21 protein-coding genes are annotated in these 18,806 nt (G+C 74.3%); 12 read left to right on the top strand and 9 right to left on the bottom strand.

Annotated features, from left to right (window positions below; translation table 11 throughout):
- Positions 1-79: 79 nt before the first annotated feature.
- From B9L22_RS19165 to B9L22_RS19150, 4 genes are read left to right on the top strand one after another with little or no spacing between them, the layout of a single operon-like run.
- The gene (locus B9L22_RS19165) at positions 80-436 is read left to right on the top strand and encodes a hypothetical protein (protein ID WP_086151540.1); all 357 of its coding nucleotides are present in this window, start codon (positions 80-82) and stop codon (positions 434-436) included.
- Positions 437-452: 16 nt separating this feature from the next.
- On the top strand, positions 453-986 hold the full coding sequence (locus B9L22_RS19160) for a hypothetical protein (RefSeq protein WP_233140249.1): 534 nt from the start codon (positions 453-455) through the stop codon (positions 984-986).
- Positions 983-2,095, top strand: a complete 1,113-nt coding sequence (locus B9L22_RS19155) for a quinone-dependent dihydroorotate dehydrogenase (protein WP_086151539.1) — start codon at positions 983-985, stop codon at positions 2,093-2,095. Before B9L22_RS19160 ends, B9L22_RS19155 begins: the two co-directional genes overlap by 4 nt.
- Positions 2,092-2,301: a hypothetical protein gene (locus tag B9L22_RS19150; RefSeq protein ID WP_076405433.1), complete on the top strand. Its 210-nt coding sequence runs from the start codon at positions 2,092-2,094 to the stop codon at positions 2,299-2,301. Before B9L22_RS19155 ends, B9L22_RS19150 begins: the two co-directional genes overlap by 4 nt.
- Before the next feature lie 109 nt (positions 2,302-2,410).
- Here the strand turns inward: B9L22_RS19150 and B9L22_RS19145 are convergent, their stop codons facing one another.
- Complete coding sequence (locus tag B9L22_RS19145) at positions 2,411-3,922, bottom strand: PLP-dependent aminotransferase family protein (RefSeq protein WP_086151538.1); 1,512 nt, start codon at positions 3,920-3,922, stop codon at positions 2,411-2,413.
- 62 nt (positions 3,923-3,984) lie between these two features.
- Between B9L22_RS19145 and B9L22_RS19140 the strand changes: the two genes are divergently transcribed.
- Positions 3,985-4,710: a YitT family protein gene (locus B9L22_RS19140; RefSeq protein WP_233140248.1), complete on the top strand. Its 726-nt coding sequence runs from the start codon at positions 3,985-3,987 to the stop codon at positions 4,708-4,710.
- A 58-nt stretch (positions 4,711-4,768) separates the two neighbouring features.
- Here the strand turns inward: B9L22_RS19140 and B9L22_RS19135 are convergent, their stop codons facing one another.
- Both B9L22_RS19135 and B9L22_RS19130 read right to left on the bottom strand, forming a co-directional pair.
- Positions 4,769-5,782, bottom strand: coding sequence for an aldo/keto reductase family protein (locus B9L22_RS19135; RefSeq protein WP_021483071.1), 1,014 nt, complete (start codon positions 5,780-5,782; stop codon positions 4,769-4,771).
- Positions 5,783-5,832: 50 nt separating this feature from the next.
- Positions 5,833-6,426, bottom strand: coding sequence for a DUF3043 domain-containing protein (locus tag B9L22_RS19130; RefSeq protein WP_086151537.1), 594 nt, complete (start codon positions 6,424-6,426; stop codon positions 5,833-5,835).
- A 74-nt stretch (positions 6,427-6,500) separates the two neighbouring features.
- Here B9L22_RS19130 and B9L22_RS19125 point away from each other — a divergent pair, with 74 nt between their 5' ends.
- Positions 6,501-7,910 (top strand): dipeptidase, encoded by a 1,410-nt coding sequence (locus B9L22_RS19125; RefSeq protein ID WP_051028480.1) that lies wholly within the window; start codon positions 6,501-6,503, stop codon positions 7,908-7,910.
- A gap of 72 nt (positions 7,911-7,982) precedes the next feature.
- Here the strand turns inward: B9L22_RS19125 and B9L22_RS19120 are convergent, their stop codons facing one another.
- A complete protein-coding gene (locus tag B9L22_RS19120) occupies positions 7,983-8,513 on the bottom strand; it encodes a thioesterase family protein (RefSeq protein ID WP_034652193.1) in 531 nt (176 codons plus the stop codon).
- Positions 8,514-8,606: 93 nt separating this feature from the next.
- Between B9L22_RS19120 and B9L22_RS19115 the strand changes: the two genes are divergently transcribed.
- Positions 8,607-8,972, top strand: coding sequence for a DUF3817 domain-containing protein (locus tag B9L22_RS19115; RefSeq protein WP_233140247.1), 366 nt, complete (start codon positions 8,607-8,609; stop codon positions 8,970-8,972).
- 36 nt (positions 8,973-9,008) lie between these two features.
- On the opposite strand, the gene B9L22_RS19110 is transcribed toward B9L22_RS19115, so the two are convergent.
- Positions 9,009-9,608 (bottom strand): DJ-1/PfpI family protein, encoded by a 600-nt coding sequence (locus B9L22_RS19110; RefSeq protein WP_086151535.1) that lies wholly within the window; start codon positions 9,606-9,608, stop codon positions 9,009-9,011.
- A 56-nt stretch (positions 9,609-9,664) separates the two neighbouring features.
- Entirely contained in the window at positions 9,665-10,873 is a 1,209-nt protein-coding gene (gene nadA, locus B9L22_RS19105) for a quinolinate synthase NadA (RefSeq protein ID WP_043658512.1), read from the bottom strand.
- A gap of 138 nt (positions 10,874-11,011) precedes the next feature.
- Here nadA and B9L22_RS19100 point away from each other — a divergent pair, with 138 nt between their 5' ends.
- Together B9L22_RS19100 and erpA are read left to right on the top strand one after the other, a co-directional pair.
- Positions 11,012-12,229 (top strand): glycerate kinase, encoded by a 1,218-nt coding sequence (locus B9L22_RS19100; RefSeq protein ID WP_086151534.1) that lies wholly within the window; start codon positions 11,012-11,014, stop codon positions 12,227-12,229.
- Between the two features lie 220 nt (positions 12,230-12,449).
- Positions 12,450-12,800, top strand: a complete 351-nt coding sequence (gene erpA / locus B9L22_RS19095; protein ID WP_043658948.1) for an iron-sulfur cluster insertion protein ErpA — start codon at positions 12,450-12,452, stop codon at positions 12,798-12,800.
- A gap of 115 nt (positions 12,801-12,915) precedes the next feature.
- On the opposite strand, the gene B9L22_RS19090 is transcribed toward erpA, so the two are convergent.
- On the bottom strand, positions 12,916-13,212 hold the full coding sequence (locus B9L22_RS19090; RefSeq protein WP_363469058.1) for a sulfurtransferase TusA family protein: 297 nt from the start codon (positions 13,210-13,212) through the stop codon (positions 12,916-12,918).
- Positions 13,209-14,354 carry a cysteine desulfurase family protein gene (locus B9L22_RS19085; RefSeq protein WP_086151533.1) on the bottom strand — a complete coding sequence of 382 codons (1,146 nt, stop codon included), beginning with the start codon at positions 14,352-14,354 and terminating at the stop codon, positions 13,209-13,211. Before B9L22_RS19085 ends, B9L22_RS19090 begins: the two co-directional genes overlap by 4 nt.
- 401 nt (positions 14,355-14,755) lie before the next feature.
- Here B9L22_RS19085 and coxB point away from each other — a divergent pair, with 401 nt between their 5' ends.
- From coxB to B9L22_RS19070, 3 genes are read left to right on the top strand one after another with little or no spacing between them, the layout of a single operon-like run.
- Complete coding sequence (gene coxB / locus B9L22_RS19080) at positions 14,756-15,676, top strand: cytochrome c oxidase subunit II (RefSeq protein ID WP_021482035.1); 921 nt, start codon at positions 14,756-14,758, stop codon at positions 15,674-15,676.
- Positions 15,676-17,499 (top strand): cytochrome c oxidase subunit I, encoded by a 1,824-nt coding sequence (gene ctaD / locus B9L22_RS19075; RefSeq protein ID WP_021482036.1) that lies wholly within the window; start codon positions 15,676-15,678, stop codon positions 17,497-17,499. The genes coxB and ctaD overlap by 1 nt, the downstream gene beginning before the upstream one ends.
- Positions 17,496-17,894 (top strand): cytochrome c oxidase subunit 4, encoded by a 399-nt coding sequence (locus tag B9L22_RS19070; RefSeq protein WP_043658950.1) that lies wholly within the window; start codon positions 17,496-17,498, stop codon positions 17,892-17,894. The genes ctaD and B9L22_RS19070 overlap by 4 nt, the downstream gene beginning before the upstream one ends.
- A gap of 769 nt (positions 17,895-18,663) precedes the next feature.
- On the opposite strand, the gene B9L22_RS19065 is transcribed toward B9L22_RS19070, so the two are convergent.
- Positions 18,664-18,806: Fe-Mn family superoxide dismutase (locus tag B9L22_RS19065; protein ID WP_233140255.1), on the bottom strand; the 143-nt coding region annotated here is incomplete at its 5' end.

Raw genomic sequence — 18,806 nt, 5'->3', positions numbered from 1 at the left:
TATCCCCGGCCGCCCGCGGGGTCCGCCGGGCCTGTGGACGATTCCCGCGGCGCCCACCGCCCCCGGTACGCTCGGCGGCGTGGTCTTCCCCCTCCTGCTCCTCGTGGTCGCGGCGTGCGTCGCGCTCGCCGCCTGGGCGGTCGTGTTCGTCGCGCGCGACCGTGCGGTGATCCTGCGCCAGCTGTGGGGCGCCGCGGTGATCGAGGGGCTGATCCTCGTGCAGGCGGTCGTGCTCGGCGTGCTCGGCGCGACCGGGACGGCGCCCACCGACCCGGTCCTGCTGTGGGGCTACCTCGTGACCGCACTCGTCATCCTGCCCGTCGCCGCGCTGTGGGCGTTCGCGGAGCGCTCGCGCTGGAGCTCCGTCGTGCTCGCGGTCGCCGCGCTCACGGTCGCGTTCCTCGAGTGGCGGCTGTGGCAGATCTGGAACGCCTGACCTGGAGGCCCACGCCATGAGCGCACCTGCCGCCCCCGACGGGGCGGACCCGGCGGCGACGCCCGCAGCGGGCGGTCGCCCGGACCCACGGTCGGGGCAGCGCCGCACCAACGGCGGCTTCGGCCGGGTGCTCGTCGCCGTCTACGGGATCTTCGCGCTCGCCGCGACCGCCCGCGCCGGGGTGCAGCTCCTGCGCGACTGGCACGAGGCGCCGCTCGCCTACGCGCTGTCGGCGCTCGCGGCGGCGGTCTACGTCGTCGCGACGATCGCCCTCGCGCGGGGCGGCCGCGTCGCGCGCCGCGTCGCGTGGCTCGCCGTGGGCGTCGAGCTCGTCGGCGTCCTGACCGTCGGCGCGTTCTCGCTCGCCGATCCCGAGGCCTTCCCGCGCGCGACCGTCTGGTCGGGCTTCGGCCAGGGCTACGGCTACGTCCCGCTCGTGCTGCCGTTCGTCGGGCTCTGGTGGCTCTGGCACACCCGGCCCGCCGCGCCCGGCGCGACCACCCCGCCCCCCACCACCCCCGCCACCGACGCCCCGGAGGACGCCGCATGACCCGCCGCCGACCGCTCCTCTACGGCCTCCTCTTCGACACCGTGTTCCGCCGGATGGACCCCGAGCAGGCGCACCACGTGGCGTTCGACCTCATCGGGTTCGCCGGGCGCGTGCCCGTGCTGCGCGACGTCGTCCAGGGGGCGCTCGCGCCCTACCTGGGCCGCGCGGCGGGGGGCCGGGGGAGCGTCGAGGTGCTCGGCAAGGTGTTCCCGGCGCCGTTCGGGCTCGCGGGCGGCTTCGACAAGGACGCCCGGGCGGTGCGCGGACTGACGATGCTTGGCTTCGCGTTCGTCGAGATCGGCACCGTGACGGCGCACGCCCAGCCCGGCAACGAGCGGCCGCGCCTGTGGCGCGAGCTCGACGTCCAGGGCGTGCGCAACCGCATGGGGTTCAACAACGAGGGTGCCGCGGCGGCCGCGCGCCGGCTCGCGGCCCTGCGCTCGACGCGGGGCGGGCGGGCCGTGCTCGTCGGGGCGAACATCGGCAAGACGAAGGTCACGCCCGCCGAGGAAGCGGCCGCGGACTACGCGACGAGCGCGGGGCTGCTCGCGCCGTACGCGGACTACCTCGTGGTGAACGTGTCGTCCCCGAACACGCCGGGCCTGCGCGACCTCCAGGAGGTCGAGTCGCTGCGGCCGATCCTCGTGGCCGTGCGCGAGGCGGCCGACGCGGCCACGGCGGACGCGGGCGTCGGCCGGGTGCCGCTGCTCGTCAAGATCGCCCCGGACCTCGCGGACGAGGACGTCGACGCCGTCGCCGACCTCGTGGACGAGCTGGACCTCGACGGCGTCGTCGCCGTGAACACGACGATCGGGCACGACCGCGGGCCCGGCGGCCTCTCGGGCCCGCCCGTCCGCGCGCGCGGCCTGGCCGTCGTCGCGCGCCTGCGCGAGCGGCTCGGGCCGCAGCGCGCGATCATCGGCGTCGGGGGGATCACCACCGCGCACGACGCGCGCGACTACCTGCACGCGGGCGCGGACCTCGTGCAGGGGTACACCGGGTTCCTCTACCAGGGACCACTGTGGGCGGCGCGGATCAACCGCTCGCTCGCGCGGCACCCCGAGCCCGGCGCGCACGTGCGGGGCGCCGACGCGAAGGAGGCACGATGATCCGGCCGCAGTGGGTCTGGGAGCTCGACGACGCCGAGGGGCGCGCGCTCGCCTCGCCGGTGAGCCCCGTCTTCACGACGCAGTACGACGCGGAGCAGTGGCTCGGCGAGACCTGGCGGAGCCTCGCCGCGGAGGGCGCTGCCGCCGCCCGGCTCCTGCACGACGGCAGCCAGGCGACGGCGACGGTGGAGCTGCGCGTCCCCTGACCGGGTCGCCCGCCTCCTGACCTGGACGCACGGCCGGCCGGGCCGGGCCGGGCGACGCGGGCAACGCGGGCACGCGAGCCCGTCGCGCGCCGTCGTCCCGGGGGGACCGTCAGCCCGCGACCCGGGCCCACGCGGCGGCGAGCCGTGCCACGGCGTGCTCGAGCTGCTCGGGCGGTCGGGAGAACGTCAGGCGCAGCCGGTCGGCCGCGCTGCCGTCGGGCGTGAAGGTCGGGCCGGCGTTGACGAGGACGCCCTCGGCCGCCGCCGCCGCGGCGAGCGCCTGCGCGACCGGCGCGCCCAGGTCGACCCACAGCGAGAGCCCGCCCTCGGGCACGTCCACACGCCACTGCGGCAGCGCCCGCGCGAGCAGGCCGCACAGGAGGTCGCGCTGCGCGCGGAGCGTGCGACGGCGCTCGGCGAGCACCGCGGGGGCGTCGTCGAGCAGCTCGACGACGGTGAGCTGCTCCAGCACCGCGGTGGCGATGTCCGCCGACTGGCGCGTGCGCGCGAGGCGCGCGACGAGGTCCGGGTGGGCGCGGACCCAGCCGACCCGCAGCCCGCCCCAGAACGACTTGGACGCCGAGCCGACCGTGACGACGTACGGCGAGGTGCCGTCGCCCGCGAGCGGCTCCACGACCGGACCGGTGGCGTCCGGGTCGCCGTCGAGGTCGAGGTCGGTGAGCGTCTCGTCGCCGACCACGGTCACGCGGTGGCGCGCCGCGGAGTCCCGCACGCCCGCCCGCTCCTCGGGCGTGAGGGTGTAGGCGGTCGGGTTGTGGAAGTCGGGCACGAGGTAGACGAGGCGCGGCGCGACCTGGCGCAGCGTGGAGTCGAACAGGTCGACGTCGAACCCCGGCGCGTCGTGGTCGTGGCCGCCTCGCGCCCCGCGATCGCCCCGGCCCACGGGGACGGGCACCAGCCGCGCGCCCGCCCGTCTCAGCGACTCCATCGCGTGGTAGTACGTGGGCGACTGCACGACGGCGCGGTCTCCCGCCCCGAGGAGGGTGTCGGCGAGCGTGGTGATGGCGTGCTGGGCACCCGTGGTGACGAGCACCTCGTCGGGCGTGGTGGGCGTGCCGCGGCGCGTGTGGTGGTCGGCGAGGGCCTCGCGGAGCACGCCGAGGCCGTACGGCTCGTAGCCGCCGCCGGACAGGTACTCGGGCAGCCGCTCCAGCGCGCGCGAGTAGGCCGCGTGCAGGCCGCTCGGGGCCGCGGAGGTCGCCTGTGACAGGTCGGCGAGGTCGATCGGCGCGGTGCGTGGCGCGGGCCCGGGCGGGGCGTCCCCGCCGACCGCGCGGTCCGCGGGCCGGCGCGCGCTCGGGCGGGGGAGCACGACGACGGTCCCCGAGCCGGTGCGCGAGCGTGCGAACCCGAGCTCGCGCAGCCGCCCGTACGCGGCGGCGGTCGTGGTGCGCGAGACGCCGAGCGCGACGGCGAGGTCGCGCTCGGACGGCAGGCGCGTGTGCGGCGCGAGGGTTCCCGCGAGGACGGCGGCCCGCAGCGCGTCGGCGAGGGCGGTGTACGCGGGGCCGCCCGCGTGCCACCGGCCGAGCAGCCGGGCGGCGGCAGCGGGGGACAGGTGGCGGTGGACGTCGACCGTCCCGGCCGGGGCGAGGCTCATGAGGCCACTCTCTCGCGATTGGCTATGGATGTCGATGCCACTTGGCGGTCAGGATGACACCCATGAGCCCCACCCGTCGCACCGCCCAGCTCCTCCTCGGCCTGCTCGGCTACGCGCTGTCTATGGCGATGCTGATCCACGCGGGCCAGGGCGGGATGCCGTGGGACGTGCTGCACCAGGGCGTCGTCCGCCGCACGGGGCTGCCGTTCGGCGTCGTCGTCGGGTCGCTCAGCGTGCTGGCCCTGCTCGCCTGGATCCCGCTCCGGCAGCGGCCCGGGATCGGCACGGTCGCGAACGTCGTCGTCATCACGCTGACGATCGACCCGGCCATCGCTCTCGTCACGCGCCTCGTCCCCGACCCGGGCGTCGCCGCGAGCGTGGCCCTGGCCGTCGGGGGCATCGTGCTCAACGGCCTCGCGACGGCGGCCTACCTGGGCGTGCGGCTCGGCCCGGGACCGCGCGACGGGCTCATGACCGGCCTGGTGGCGCGCACGGGCTGGTCGGTGCGGCTCGTGCGGACCCTCCTCGAGGTCGTCGTCGTGACGCTGGGCTGGGCGCTCGGCGGCACGCTCGGCTGGGCGACGGTCGCCTACGCGCTCGCCGTCGGGCCGATCGTCCAGCTCACGGCGCGCTGGTTCGCGCCGCGCGGGCTCGTCGTCGCCGCGGCCTCCGAGGCGGCGGCGGACGTCGAGGCTGCGTCGGACGTCGAGACGATGTCGCGGGAGCCCGTCCCCGCGACCGCGGGCCCCCGGCCGGACGAGGGAGGCATGCCCGCGTCCGGCCGGTGAGGAGACGACGACGGCCCCGGCGTGCTGCCGGGGCCGTCGTCGCGTGCGGTGGCGTGCGTCAGGCGACGCGGCCCTGCGGGGCGTTCTCCGCCGTCTTGCCCGGGTCGCGCTCGACGGCGCCCCCGAGGATCTCGTCGATGCGCGTCATGAGCTCTGCGGGGATCGTCACGCCCGACGCCTTGACGTTCTCCGCGACCTGCTCGGGGCGCGACGCCCCGACGAGCGCCGCGGCGACGTTGTCGTTCTGCAGCACCCACGCGATCGCGAGCTGCGCCATGCTCAGGCCCAGCTCGTCGGCGACGGGCCGGAGGTTCTGCACGCGCGTGAGCACGTCGTCGGTGAGGAAGCGCTGGATCATGCGCGCGCCGCCCTTGTCGTCGGTCGCGCGCGATCCCGCCGGCAGAGGCTTGCCGGGGAGGTACTTGCCGGACAGCACGCCCTGCGCCATGGGCGACCAGACGATCTGCGAGAGCCCGAGCTCGCGCGACGTCGGCACGACCTCGTCCTCGATGACGCGCCAGAGCATGGAGTACTGCGGCTGGGAGGAGATGAGCTGGAACCCGAGGTCCTGCGCGAGCGCGTGGCCCGCGCGGATCTGGTCCGCCGTCCACTCGGAGACGCCGATGTACAGGGCCTTGCCCTGGCGCACGATGTCGGCGAACGCCTGCATCGTCTCCTCGAGCGGCGTCTCGGTGTCGTACCGGTGCGCCTGGTAGAGGTCGACGTAGTCGGTGCCGAGCCGCTTGAGGGAGCCGTTGATCGACTCCATGACGTGCTTGCGCGACAGGCCGGTGTCGTTGGGGCCGCCGGGGCCGGTCGGCCAGTAGACCTTCGTGAAGATCTCGAGCGACTCGCGCCGCTGGCCCTTGAGGGCGTCGCCGAGCACCTGCTCGGCCTTCGTGTTGGCGTAGACGTCCGCGGTGTCGAACGTCGAGATGCCGGCGTCGAGGGCTGCGTGCACGCACGCGGTCGCGACGTCGTTCTCGACCTGGGATCCGTGGGTGAGCCAGTTGCCGTAGGTGATCTCGGAGATCTTGAGACCCGAGTTGCCGAGGTAGCGGTAGGTGGGCATGGACCCAACCTAGCCGCGGGCCCGGCCGCTCGCGGGGCCGGGCGCCGTCGTCACTCGGGGTAGACGCCGTGCTTCTTGTGCGTGGGCTTGGGCAGGCGCGCGCGGCGGAGCTGGAACGCCCGCATGACCGCGTACATGACCGTGCCCTTGGGGACGTCACCGAACTTCGCGAGGAGGCGCTTGCGCAGGCGCCGCCACATGATGAAGCCGTCGACGACGGTGAGCAGCACGATGACGTACAGCGTCATGACCGTGAGGAACGCGAGCTCCTGGTTCTGCGCCGTGAGGAACGAGAACACGATGAAGACGAGGGCGACGGGCAGGAAGAACTCGCCGAGGTTCCAGCGGGCGTCGACGTACTCGCGCACGTAGCGCTTGACCGGGCCCTTGTCGCGCGGCGGCAGGTAGCGCTCGTCGCCGGTCTGCATGGCCTGGTACTGACGGTCGCGCATCTCGCGCTGCTTCTCCCGCGCGGACTTCGCGGCGGCGCGGCGGTCGTTCGGCACGAGGGGACGCTTGTTCGCGGCCTCGGAGACCTTGCGCTTGGGGGTCGGGCGGCCCTTGCCGGCGCGCTCGATCTCGGCCGCCTCCTCGACGGGGTCGGGGGCGGCGGGGGTCGCGGCGGCCTTGTTGCGGGAGAACACCCCTCCAGGGTAGTCGAGCCGACGGGGTGCCTGGACGCGGGTCCGGGGCCGCACGGTGTCGTACCGTGCTGGTCGTGACGAACTCACCCGAACCCACCGCCCCCGCGCCCGGCACCGCCCTCGCGACCACGCTCCGCGAGACCGTCGCCCGGCTCTTCCCGGCGCTGCGCGCCGACCTGGAGTCGCTCGTGCGCGTGCCGAGCGTCTCGAACGCCGCGTTCGACCAGGCGCACGTCGCCGCCAGCGCCGACGCCGTGGCCGCGCTCCTGCGCGACGCCGGCCTGCCCGAGGTCCAGGTGCTGCGCGCCCGTGCCGAGGACGGCACCGAGGGCGCGCCCGCCGTCGTCGCGCGTCGCCCGGCGCCCGACGGCGCCCCGACCGTGCTGCTGTACGCGCACCACGACGTCCAGCCCCCGGGCGACGCCGGCACGTGGGAGACCGACCCGTTCGAGCCGACCGAGCGCGACGGCCGTCTCTACGGCCGCGGCGCGGCCGACGACAAGGCGGGCGTCGTGGCCCACCTCGGCGCGCTGCGTGCCCTCCTGGAGATCGGCGACCTCCCCGTCGGAGTGACGGTGTTCGTCGAGGGCGAGGAGGAGATCGGCTCGCCGACGTTCCTGCCGTTCCTCACGCAGCACCGCGACCTGCTCGCGGCCGACGTCATCGTCGTCGCCGACTCCTCGAACTGGAAGATCGGCGTGCCTGCGCTCACGACGTCGCTGCGCGGGCTCGTGGACTGCGAGGTCGAGGTCGCGGTGCTCGACCACGCGGTGCACTCGGGCATGTTCGGCGGCCCCGTGCTCGACGCCGTGACGCTGCTCGCGCGGCTGATCACGACGCTGCACGACGACGCGGGCAACGTCGCCGTGCCCGGGCTCGCCACCGCGGACGAGCCGACCGTGGACTATGCCGAGGCCGACTTCCGCGCCGACTCCTCGCTCCTCGACGGCACCGTGCTCGCGGGCGAGGGCAGCATCGCCGGGCGGCTGTGGACCAAGCCGGCGATCGCCGTGATCGGGCTCGACGCGCCGAGCGTCGCGCACGCGTCGAACACCCTCACGCCCCGCGCGACCGCGAAGCTCTCGGTGCGGCTCGCGCCCGGCCAGGACCCGGCGGCCGCGATGGCGGCGCTGCGCACGCACCTCGAGTCGCACGCGCCGTTCGGCGCGCGCGTGACCGTGCGCGACGGCGAGCAGGGCAAGCCGTTCCTCGCCCCCGGCGACTCCGACGCGATGCGGGCCGCACGGTGGGCGTTCGCGACGTCGTGGGGCACGGACCCCGTCGACATCGGCATCGGCGGGTCGATCCCGTTCATCGCCGACCTGCTCGAGGTCTTCCCCGACGCGGCGATCCTGGTCACGGGCGTCGAGGACCCGGACTCGCGCGCGCACGGCGCGAACGAGTCGGTCCACCTCGGCGAGCTCGAGAAGGTCGTGCTCGCCGAGGCGCTCCTGCTCGCCCGGCTCGGCGGCGCGGTCGCCTGACCCGCGCCCGCCGGACCGCACGCGGCGGCGCTCCCCGGTCGGCCGGGGAGCGCCGCCGTGCGGCGTCAGGCGTCAGGCACGGTGCGCGACGTCGACCGCCCGGGCCCACCGCGCGACGTCGTCCGGGAGCTCGGGGGAGGTGACGTCGCCGCCCAGGAGCCCGACGACGTCGGGCGCGGCGATCCGGTCGCCGGACCCGCGCGCGAGGAAGCGCCCGGCGACGAGGCCGCGCGCGCAGAGGTCCCCGCGGCGCGTGAACACCTGCTCGAGGTACACGACGCGCTCGTCCCACCCGAGCACGCGCGTCGTGATCTCGAAGCGGTCCCCGAGCTGCAGGGAGCGGCGGTACTTCATGGTCGACGCCGCGACGACGGGGTACCAGCCCTTGTCCTTGAGCAGAGGGAACCCGCCGAGGTCGGCGATGAAGTTGCTGCGCGCGACGTCCATCATCTGCAGGTACACGCCGTTGTTGACGTGCAGGTAGAAGTCGAGGTCGCCCGGGCGCACGCGCATGCGGGTGACGGACGGCTCGAGGACGCCGCGGCCCGGCACGGCCTTGCGCGGCATCGTGCTGGCGACGAGGAGCTGGATCTGGCGGGTCACCGGGGCAGGCTACTACCGCGCACCAGCGGTATCGGGTATCCGCCACCGACGGCGGGGGACGCCCCTCCAGGTCGGTGTGCGAGGATGCGCGCCGTGACGACGACGAGCCCCGCCCCTCGCCCCACCGCCACCGCCGACACCGAGTCGCCCGCCCCGCACCCGTGGCAGGTCCGCGCGTTCCGCGCGGTCGCGATCGCCGAGGCGTTCTCCTGGGCCGGCCTGCTCGTCGGCATGTACCTCAAGTGGGTCGCGGGGACGACCGAGCGCGGCGTGGAGATCTTCGGGCCCGTCCACGGGGCGCTCGTGCTCGCGTACGTCGCGCTCGCCGTGCTCGTCGCCGTGCGCGTCCGCTGGTCGCTCTGGACGACCTTCCTCGCGCTCGCCGCGACCGTCCCGCCGTTCTGCACCGTCCTCTTCGACGTGTGGGCGCACCGCACCGGCCGCTACGCGCGCCGCTGACCGCTCGGGTCGACTGACCCCAGACCGTCTGACCGCTCAGACCGGCGGGTCGGGGTCGTACTGGATCCCGCGCCGCACGGCGCGTGCGACGTCGGCGCTCTCCAGGCGCGCGACGAGGTGCAGCGCCATGTCGATCCCCGCGGACACGCCGGCGGACGTGACGACGTCGCCGTCGTCGACGTAGCGCGCCTCCGTGTCGACCACGACGCTCGGGTCGATCCGCGCGAGCTCGTCGTAGTGCGCCCAGTGCGTCGTCGCGGGCCGGCCCGCGAGCAGCCCCGCCGCGGCGAGGACGAGCGAGCCCGTGCAGACGCTCGCGATCACCGGGGTGCGCGCCCGCATCGCGCGCAGCCACTCGAGGTGCACGCGGTCGGCGAGCAGCGGGCGCGTCCCGCGACCGCCGGGGTACACGAGCAGGTGGAGGGGGCCGACGTCGTCCGCCGAGCGGTCGGGGAGCAGCCGGAGGCCCTTCGCGAGCCGCACGCCGCCGCCGTCCCACGAGAACGTCGACACCTGGGGCTTGAGCGCGGAGTGCTCGGCCCACGCCGACAGCACCTCGAACGGCCCGGCGACGTCGAGCTCCTCGGCCTCGTCGAAGACGAAGATCCCGACGTTCGTCCCGTTACCCGTTCCCATGGCCACCTCCGCGCGCCCCCGCGTCCCGAGGGCCTCGACCGCTCCTGCCCGCGCGCCTAGAGGCCGGGCAGGGCGAGCATCTGGTCGAGCGCGACGCGCGCCCAGTGCGCGTCGTCGGCGTCCACGACGATCCGGTTCACCACGCGACCGGCGACGAGCGACTCCATCGCCCACACGAGGTGCGGCAGGTCGATCCGGTTCATCGTCGAGCAGAAGCACACCGTCGAGTCGAGGTAGTGCACCTGCTTGTCCGGGTGCGCCCGCGCGACGCGGCGCACGAGGTTGAGCTCGGTCCCGATCGCCCACGCCGAGCCCGGCTCGGCGGCGTCGAGCATCTTGATGATGTACTCCGTCGACCCGACGAAGTCCGCCGCCGTGACGACCTCGTGCTTGCACTCGGGGTGCACCAGCACGTTGACGTCCGGGACGGCCGCACGGACGTCGTCGACGTTCTTCGCCGAGAACCGCCCGTGGACCGAGCAGTGCCCGCGCCACAGGATCATGCGCGCGTCGCGCAGCTCGGCGTCGGTGAGGCCGCCGTTCGGCTTGCGCGGGTCGAACACGACGCAGTCGTCGAGCGACATCGCGAGCTTCAGCACCGCGGTGTTGCGCCCCAGGTGCTGGTCGGGGAGGAACAGGACCTTGCCCGTGCCGTCCACGCCGCCCACCTGGTCGAACGCCCAGCGCAGCGCGACCTCCGCGTTCGACGACGTGCACACCGTGCCGCCGTGGCGCCCCGTGAAGGCCTTGATCGCGGCCGAGGAGTTCATGTAGGTCACGGGGATCGTCGAGTCGGCGATGCCGACCTCCTGCAGCACGTCCCACGCGTCCTCGACCTGGTCGATGGCGGCCATGTCCGCCATCGAGCAGCCCGCCGCGAGGTCCGGCAGCACGACCTGCTGCGCGTCGGAGGTGAGGATGTCCGCGCTCTCGGCCATGAAGTGCACGCCGCAGAACAGGATGAACTCCGCCTCGGGGCGGGCGGCCGCCTCGCGCGCGAGCTTGAAGGAGTCGCCCGTGACGTCGGCGAAGTCGATGACCTCGTCGCGCTGGTAGTGGTGGCCCAGGACGAACGCCCGCTCGCCGAGCGCAGCGCGCGCCGCACGGGCGCGCTCGACCAGGTCGGGGTCGCTCGGCGCGGGCAGGTCGCCCACGCACTCGACGCCCCGCTCGGACGCGAGGTCGCGGCCCTGCCCCAGCAGGAGCAGGGCGGACGGGCTGGGCTCGACGAAACCGCCCGGGCGTGCGGTGCTCGGACCGCCCACGGACGACAACAAGGTGCTCCCGGTGCTCACGGGACCATCGTCGCACAGCGCCGCGGAGACGGAGAGGGCCCTCCCACCCCGACTCGGCGCGCCCCGGCGCGACCCGCCGGACCGCGCCCGGGCTGGCACAATCCGGGCATGCGCGTGCTGCTCACCGGGTCCGCCGTCCCGCCCCCGCCCGACGGCGCGTGGCCGGGCCGCGACGTCGTGCCGACTGCCGCCGGACCGAGCCTCGCCGACGTCGCCTCGTGGTGGTCCGCGCACGGCGCCGTGGACACCGTGCCCCTCGCCGCGTCGGGGCCCGCGTTCCTCGACGCCCTCGCTCCCGTCGCGCCCGAGATCCTCGCGGGCGTCGTGCCGGGCCCGGGCGGCGCGGAGGTCCCGGTCGCCGTCCGACGGCGCGCGTCCTCCTCGCGCGAGGGCGCGCAGGCCCGGACCGTCGTCGTCGACGTGTCCCAGGTCCCGGCCACCGGGGAGGCCGTCGTCGTCGATGCCGACGGGACGCCGACGACGGTGCCCGCCCGCTCGTCGACCGCCGTCGGGCACCTGCTCGCGCTCGCGGTCGACGCCGCTCGGGCGGGGACGGATCCCGGCCGGGTCGTGCTCGCGACCGGGGCCAGCACGAGCCACGACGCGGGCCTCGGGGCGCTCCTCGCGCTCGCGGGCGAGCCGCAGGCGTCCGGGGGCGCGCCGGACGTCACGCCCGCCGGGCTGGTCGACGTCGTGCGCGCCGCGCGCGCCGCGCTGGGCGGCTCGCACCTCGTGGCGGCCGTCGCGTCCGACGTCCCGCTCCTCGGTCTGCACGGCGCGAGCGCGACCCTCGACGCGCGCGGTGTCGACCCGCTGGTGGCCCAGCACCTCGAGCGCGCGCTCGGCGCGGTCGCGCACGACGTCGCCGCCGCCGTCGACCGCGCGGACGCGGCCGGGCCGGGGGAGCGCGGGATCGTCGGGCGCGACCTGCTCGCGGGCGCGACCGCGGGCCGCCGCCTCGCCGGGCTGCCGGGGGCGGGCAGCGGGGGAGGGCTGGGCTTCGCCGTCGCGGCGCTGGGCGGCAGGCTCGTGCCCGCGCTCCGGGTCGTGGCGGACGACGTCGGGCTCGACGCGCGGCTCGCGGACGCGGACGTCGTCGTGGTGCTCGCCGACGAGCTCGGCGCGCACGAGCTCGGCGAGGGGACCGTCCGCGAGGTGGCCGGCCGGGCGGCGCGGCACGCGCTCCCGGTGGTGGTCGTCGCGCGCGCGGTCGTCGCGGGCCGCCGCGAGCAGGCGGCCGCCGGGCTCAGCGGCGCGTACGCGTGGGGCGACGGCGACCCGCGCGACCTCGTGGAGCGCGTCGCCCGCACGTGGTCGCGCGGCTGAGGCGTCAGCCGAGGTCGACGTCGCCGTCCGTGCGGCTCCTCCGCCGACGTCCTCGCACCCCGTGCGGCGAGGCCCGTTCGACCTTCGTGCCACGCGGGGTCGTAGACTCGGGAACACCACCGGCACGTGTGGTGTTGAGGACCTGACGGGATCTCTCTCGAGAGATCCGAGAAGCCGGCCACCACCGGGGCAGCACTGCCCCCGACAGCGCGGAGACGAGATGAGCGAGACCACCGACATTGCCACGCACGGCGTCAACCTGACCGACGAGGCCGCGGACAAGGTCCGCACGCTCCTCGAGCAGGAGGGTCGTGACGACCTGCGCCTGCGTGTCGCGGTGCAGCCCGGCGGCTGCTCCGGCCTGATCTACCAGCTCTACTTCGACGAGCGCGTGCTCGACGGCGACGCGCTGCGCGACTACGACGGCGTCGAGGTCGTGGTCGACAAGATGAGCGTCCCCTACCTCGAGGGCGCGACGATCGACTTCGCCGACACGATCGAGAAGCAGGGCTTCACGATCGACAACCCCAACGCGGGCAGCGCCTGCGCCTGCGGCGGCTCCTTCAGCTGAGCCGTCCGGCGTGCCGCGCGCACGCCACCGGACCGCACGAGCCCGGTCACCCGTCCGCGGGTGGCCGGGCTCGCGTCGTCCGCGGGTCGTGCCGCCCTGCCCTGTCCGCGGCGGGTCAGCCGCCGATCTCGACGGTGATCGCCCAGGCCTCGGCATCCCCCTGGCCGCTGAGCTGCTCCTCGCCCACGACCGTGTGCCCGCGCATCCGCGCCCACGCGGGGACGTCGAGGCGGGCGGCCGGGTCGGTCGACCACACGGTGAGCCGAGCGCCCGGTGCGAGGCCGCGCGCTGCCGCAGCGAGCCGGATCACGGGGAGCGGGCAGCGCAGCCCGCGCGCGTCGACCACGTCGCCGGCCGCGCCCGCGTCGCCGGACGCGCCGGACGCCGGCAAGGGCGGGGGAGCGCCGGTCACAGGCCCTGCACCCCCAGCGCCGCGCGCACGCGGGCGACGGCGTCCGGCAGGGCGGCGAGCAGCCGCTCGACGTCGCCCTCCGTCGTCGAGCGGTCCAGGGCGACGCGCACGTTGCCGTGCGTGAGCACGCCCATCGCCGCGAGGACGTGCGAGGGCTCGAGCGAGCTCGACGTGCACGCCGACCCGGAGCCGACGGCGACGCCCTCGCGGTCCAGGTCGGTGAGCAGCGCCTCGCCGTCGACGTAGAGGAACGAGAAGGTCGCGACGTGCGGGAGCCGGTCGACCGGGTCGCCGACCACCTCGACGTCGGGGATCTGCGCGACCCGTGCCCGCACGCGGTCGACGAGCGCCCGACGCCGCGCGTCCTGCGCGTCCCGGTCGGCCAGCACCGCCTGCAGCGACACGGCCGCGGCGAACGCCGCCGGGACGGACACCCCGCCGGGTGCCCACGGGTCCGCGTCCTCCGGGAACGGGCTGCGCCGTCGGACGCGGGAACGCACCGCGAGGACACCGATGCCCGGACCGCCGCCCCAGTCCGCCGGGTCGGCGGCGAGCGCGTCCCAGGTCTCGGGGACGACGTCGTGCCCGAGCGTGGCCCCCGCGTCCACGAGCAGCGGGACCCCCGCCCGCCGCGCCGCCTCGTGCACGGCCGCGACCGGCTGACGCGTCCCCACCTCGCCGTTGGCGGCCTGGAGCGCGGCGAGCGCCACGCCGGGACGGCCGACGGCGTCGGTCATCTCCGCGGCGTCGACGCGGCCGGACCCGTCCACCCCGACGACCTCCCGCTCCAGGCCACCGTGCTCGGCGGCGTGCAGGACGGCGGCACGCTCGACGGCGCCGACGACGACCCGTCGCCCCGTGCGGTGACGCGCGCCGGCGAGCGCGGCGACGGCCGTGTGGAGGGACGCGGTGTGGTTGGCGGTGAAGACGACCTCCTCCGTGCGCGCGCCGAGCGCGGCGGCGACGGCCTCGCGGGCGCCGTCGAGCAGGGCCGCGGCCCGCCTGCCCTCCGCGTGCAGACGTCGGGGGTCGGCCCAGCCGTCGTCGAGCGCGCGGTCGAAGGCCTCGCGCGCGAGCGGGTGCCAGGGGGCGTGCCCCCCGTTGTCGAGAAGGACCCGGCGATCGGGGGTGGTGTGTGTCACATGGCCTCCAGGGCGCGGGCGGGGCCGTCGCGGAGCGGGGGACGGCCGGGTCGAGACGGCCCGAGCGGGCGCAGGGCGCCGGTCGGGGTCCGGCGCACGGCGTCGGATCGTTGCGCTCGCGCGCCCCGCGACGAGGTGCCTCCGGGAGTCCGAAGGTCCCACCGGCACGCTACCGTGCTGCCCGGTGGGCCGACGGTGTGGCAAGGATCTGACAGACTCGGGACGGGTGTGCCGAACCCACCCCTGACCGGCCACGACGTGTGCCGCATCTCCCCCGTCCGCAGCGCGTTCCGGGCCACGAAGGGCGGAATCCCGCGCTAGGCTTCGTGTGTCGAGGACGAAGGTCCTGTGCTGGGCTCGTAAAGACGGGCACGGGCAGGACGTGACGTGAAAGGCCCCCCTTGCACTCGCAACCCCCTAGCCGCACACGGCGCACCATCCTGCGGGCGACGGCCCTCGCCGTCGCCGTCGCCGCGGTGGCGTCCGGCTGCGCCACCGACACCGTCCAGCGCGGGTTCCTGCCCGGTTACGAGGACGGGGAGGTGACCAACCAGACCGCCCGGATCACGTCGCTGTGGACCGGCTCCTGGATCGCGGCCCTCATCGTCGGCGTGATCACGTGGGGCCTGATGCTGTGGTGCGTCGCCGCGTACCGCAAGCGCAAGGACGACCACCAGCTTCCCGTGCAGACGCGCTACCACCTGCCGCTCGAGATCATGTACACGGCCGTTCCGATCCTCATGGTCCTCGTCCTCTTCTTCTACACGGACCGCGACATGAGCGCGATCGTGGACAAGGACGTCGAGTCCGACCTCACGGTCCAGGTCATCGGCAAGCAGTGGAGCTGGGACTTCAACTACGTGGACGACGACGTCTACGAGACGGGCCAGCACCTGGCGGACGTCGGCGACACCATGACCGACGACGCGACGATCGACGGTGCCCCGGGCACGGCGGCGGCGCTGCCGACGCTCTACCTGCCCGTCGGTGAGTCGGTGCGGTTCGAGCTGCAGTCGCGCGACGTCATCCACTCCTTCTGGATCCCCGCGTTCCTCTACAAGCTCGACATGATCCCGCACCGGACGAACGAGTTCGTGGTCACCCCGGAGCGCGAGGGCGTCTACGCCGGCAAGTGCGCCGAGCTCTGCGGCGAGCACCACTCCGGCATGCTGTTCAACGTCGAGGTCGTCGACCGCGCGGAGTACGACGCGCAGATGGAGGCGCTCCGCGAGAAGGGCCAGGAGGGTCAGATCCCGGTGGAGGGCTTCAGCCGTCTCCAGGACCCGAACCCTGTCACCGCTACCACGGAGGGTGAGAACTGATGGTCGCGCAGGCCGAAGTCATCCCCGGTCTCGCGCCGCGGCGTCAGACCCTCGGGCGGACCGTGATCAAGTGGGTCACGTCCACCGACCACAAGACGATCGGGTACATGTACCTGATCACGTCGTTCATCTTCTTCTGCATCGGCGGCCTCATGGCCCTCGTGATCCGTGCGGAGCTCTTCGAGCCCGGCATCCAGATCGTGCAGAGCAAGGAGCAGTACAACCAGCTCTTCACGATGCACGGCACGATCATGCTGCTGCTGTTCGCGACCCCGCTCTTCGCCGGGTTCGCGAACGTGATCATGCCGCTGCAGATCGGTGCGCCGGACGTCGCGTTCCCGCGACTGAACATGTTCGCGTACTGGCTCTACCTCTTCGGTGGTCTCATCGCCTCGGCCGGCTTCTTCACGCCGCAGGGTGCCGCCTCGTTCGGGTGGTTCGCGTACGCGCCGTTGTCGAACACGACGTTCAGTCCAGGGCTCGGGGGAGACCTCTGGGTGTTCGGGCTCGCGCTCGCCGGCTTCGGCACGATCCTCGGTGCGGTCAACTTCATCACGACGATCATCACGATGCGCGCGCCCGGCATGACGATGTTCCGCATGCCGATCTTCACGTGGAACACGCTCATCACGAGCCTCCTCGTGCTCATGGCGTTCCCGCCCCTGGCCGCCGCGCTCTTCGCGCTCGGTGCCGACCGGCGCCTCGGTGCCCAGATCTTCAACCCCGAGAACGGGGGCGCGATCCTGTGGCAGCACCTGTTCTGGTTCTTCGGGCACCCTGAGGTCTACATCATCGCGCTGCCGTTCTTCGGCATCGTGTCCGAGATCTTCCCGGTCTTCGCCCGCAAGCCGATCTTCGGCTACAAGGGCCTCGTCTACGCGACGATCGCGATCGCGGCGCTGTCCGTCACCGTGTGGGCCCACCACATGTACGTGACCGGCGCGGTCCTCCTGCCGTTCTTCGCCTTCATGACGATGCTCATCGCCGTGCCGACCGGCGTGAAGTTCTTCAACTGGATCGGGACCCTCTGGCGAGGGAAGCTGACGTTCGAGACGCCGATGCTGTGGTCGATCGGGTTCCTCGTGACCTTCCTCTTCGGCGGTCTCACGGGCGTCATCCTGTCCAGCCCGGCGCTCGACTTCCACCTGTCCGACTCGTACTTCGTGGTGGCGCACTTCCACTACGTCGTGTTCGGCACCGTGGTGTTCGCGATGTTCGCCGGCTTCTACTTCTGGTGGCCCAAGTTCACCGGGCGCATGCTCAACGAGCGCCTCGGCAAGGTCCACTTCTGGCTGCTCTTCATCGGCTTCCACATGACGTTCCTCATCCAGCACTGGCTGGGCGTCGAGGGCATGCCGCGCCGCTACGCGGACTACGCGCCGTCCGACGGCTTCACGTGGGAGAACCAGGTCTCGACGGTCGGGGCGTTCATCCTCGCCGCGTCGACGCTGCCGTTCCTCTGGAACGTCTACACGACCTGGCGCAACGCGCCCAAGGTCCAGGTCGACGACCCGTGGGGCTACGGCCGCTCGCTCGAGTGGGCCACGTCCTGCCCGCCGCCGCGGCACAACTTCACGTCGCTGCCGCGCATCCGCTCCGAGTCGCCCGCGTTCGACCTGCACCACCCCGAGGTCGCCGCGATGGACCACGCGGAGCCGAACCCCAACGTCCTGGAGAAGGTCTACGGGGAGGCCGACCGCCGCGGTGAGAAGAGCGTCGCGCTCGACCGCCTCGGCGACAAGCAGGCAGGCAGCGACTCGACGTCGACGATCATCATCGACGAGCCGCGCACGGGTGACACGGACGAGGAGGCCGGCAAGTGAAGGTCGAGTACAAGCTGTTCATCTTCCTGACGCCCTTCTTCGCGCTCATCGGCGTGGTGTACGGGCTCTGGAGCGGCTGGGAGCCCGTCGGCAGCGCCGCGCTCCTCCTGACCGCGGGCCTCTCGGGCATGATCGGCGCCTACCTGGCGCTCACCGCCAAGCGGATCGACGCGCGGCCCGAGGACGACCCGGACGGCCTCATCGAGCAGGGTGCCGGCGATCAGGGCGTCTACGCCCCGTGGAGCTGGTGGCCGCTCGCGATCGCGGCGTCGGCTGCGATCGTCTTCCTGGGCCTCGCGGTCGGTTGGTGGCTGGTCTACGTGGGGATCGCGATGAGCGCGGTCGCCCTCGTCGGCTGGGTCTTCGAGTTCTCCCGCGGCCAGCACGCGCACTGACGCACCTCTTCCGGACGGCCCGATCCCCTCACGGGGGGTCGGGTCGTCCTGCTGTGTGCGGAGGGTCGAGGGGCGCGCCCATGGGGTCGAAGGCACGTGTGTGTGAGTGCCGGAGCCGTTCCTTGTGGCGCTCCGGCACCGTGGTGGCGTTCTACGCCGGGCTGGTGCCCACGCGGGGGCTGGAGCCGCGCAGGGCGGTGCAGGAGCACCCACGCCTGGGCTGGAGCCGCGCAGGGCGGCGCAGGAGCACCCACGTCAGGCTGGGAGCGTCCACGTCGGGGCGGGAGCGTCCACGCCGGGGCGGGAGCGAGGACGCCGGGACGGGAGCGCCCACGCCGGGCGGGAGCGACTACGCCGGTGCGGGAGCGCCCGTGCCGGGGTGGCCTCGCGCCGGGCGCAGGTGGGAAGCCGTCACGACGGCGCTCCGGGCACGGACCGGGTCGCTCTCCGAGCGGCTGGGGCATGTTCGTCAGACATTCAGCGCGGGACGATGCGTGGTGCGTGGTGCGTGGTGCGTGGTGGGCGGGGCCGGGCAGCCGCTGGAGCGCGCCGGAGCGTCGTGACGGCCTGGGACGACGTCGGTGACGCTCTGCGCCCAGTGACATGACGCGCCACCTCTTCGTGACCGCGGACTGACCGACGGGGTCGTGGCCCGAGGCGGCCGCCCAGAACGAGGTTGGTCCCGCTGTCTGGTGGATAGCGGGACCAATCTCGTTGTGGTGGGGGAGCGGGGTCGTGCTCGCCGACCGGGTGTCGTGCGGCGGGGTCGTCAGGGGACGATGAGACCGGCGGTCTGGGTCTTGGCGCGCTGGAGGCGGGCCTCGGCGTCGGACCAGTTGACGAGGTTCCACCAGGCGGTGACGTAGTCGGCGCGCACGTTCTGGTAGTCGAGGTAGTAGGCGTGCTCCCAGA

The sequence above is a fragment of the Cellulosimicrobium sp. KWT-B genome (assembly GCF_002127155.1).
GTDB classification, from domain to species: Bacteria; Actinomycetota; Actinomycetes; order Actinomycetales; family Cellulomonadaceae; genus Cellulosimicrobium; species Cellulosimicrobium funkei.
This window is presented reverse-complemented; position numbering and strand designations above follow the sequence as displayed.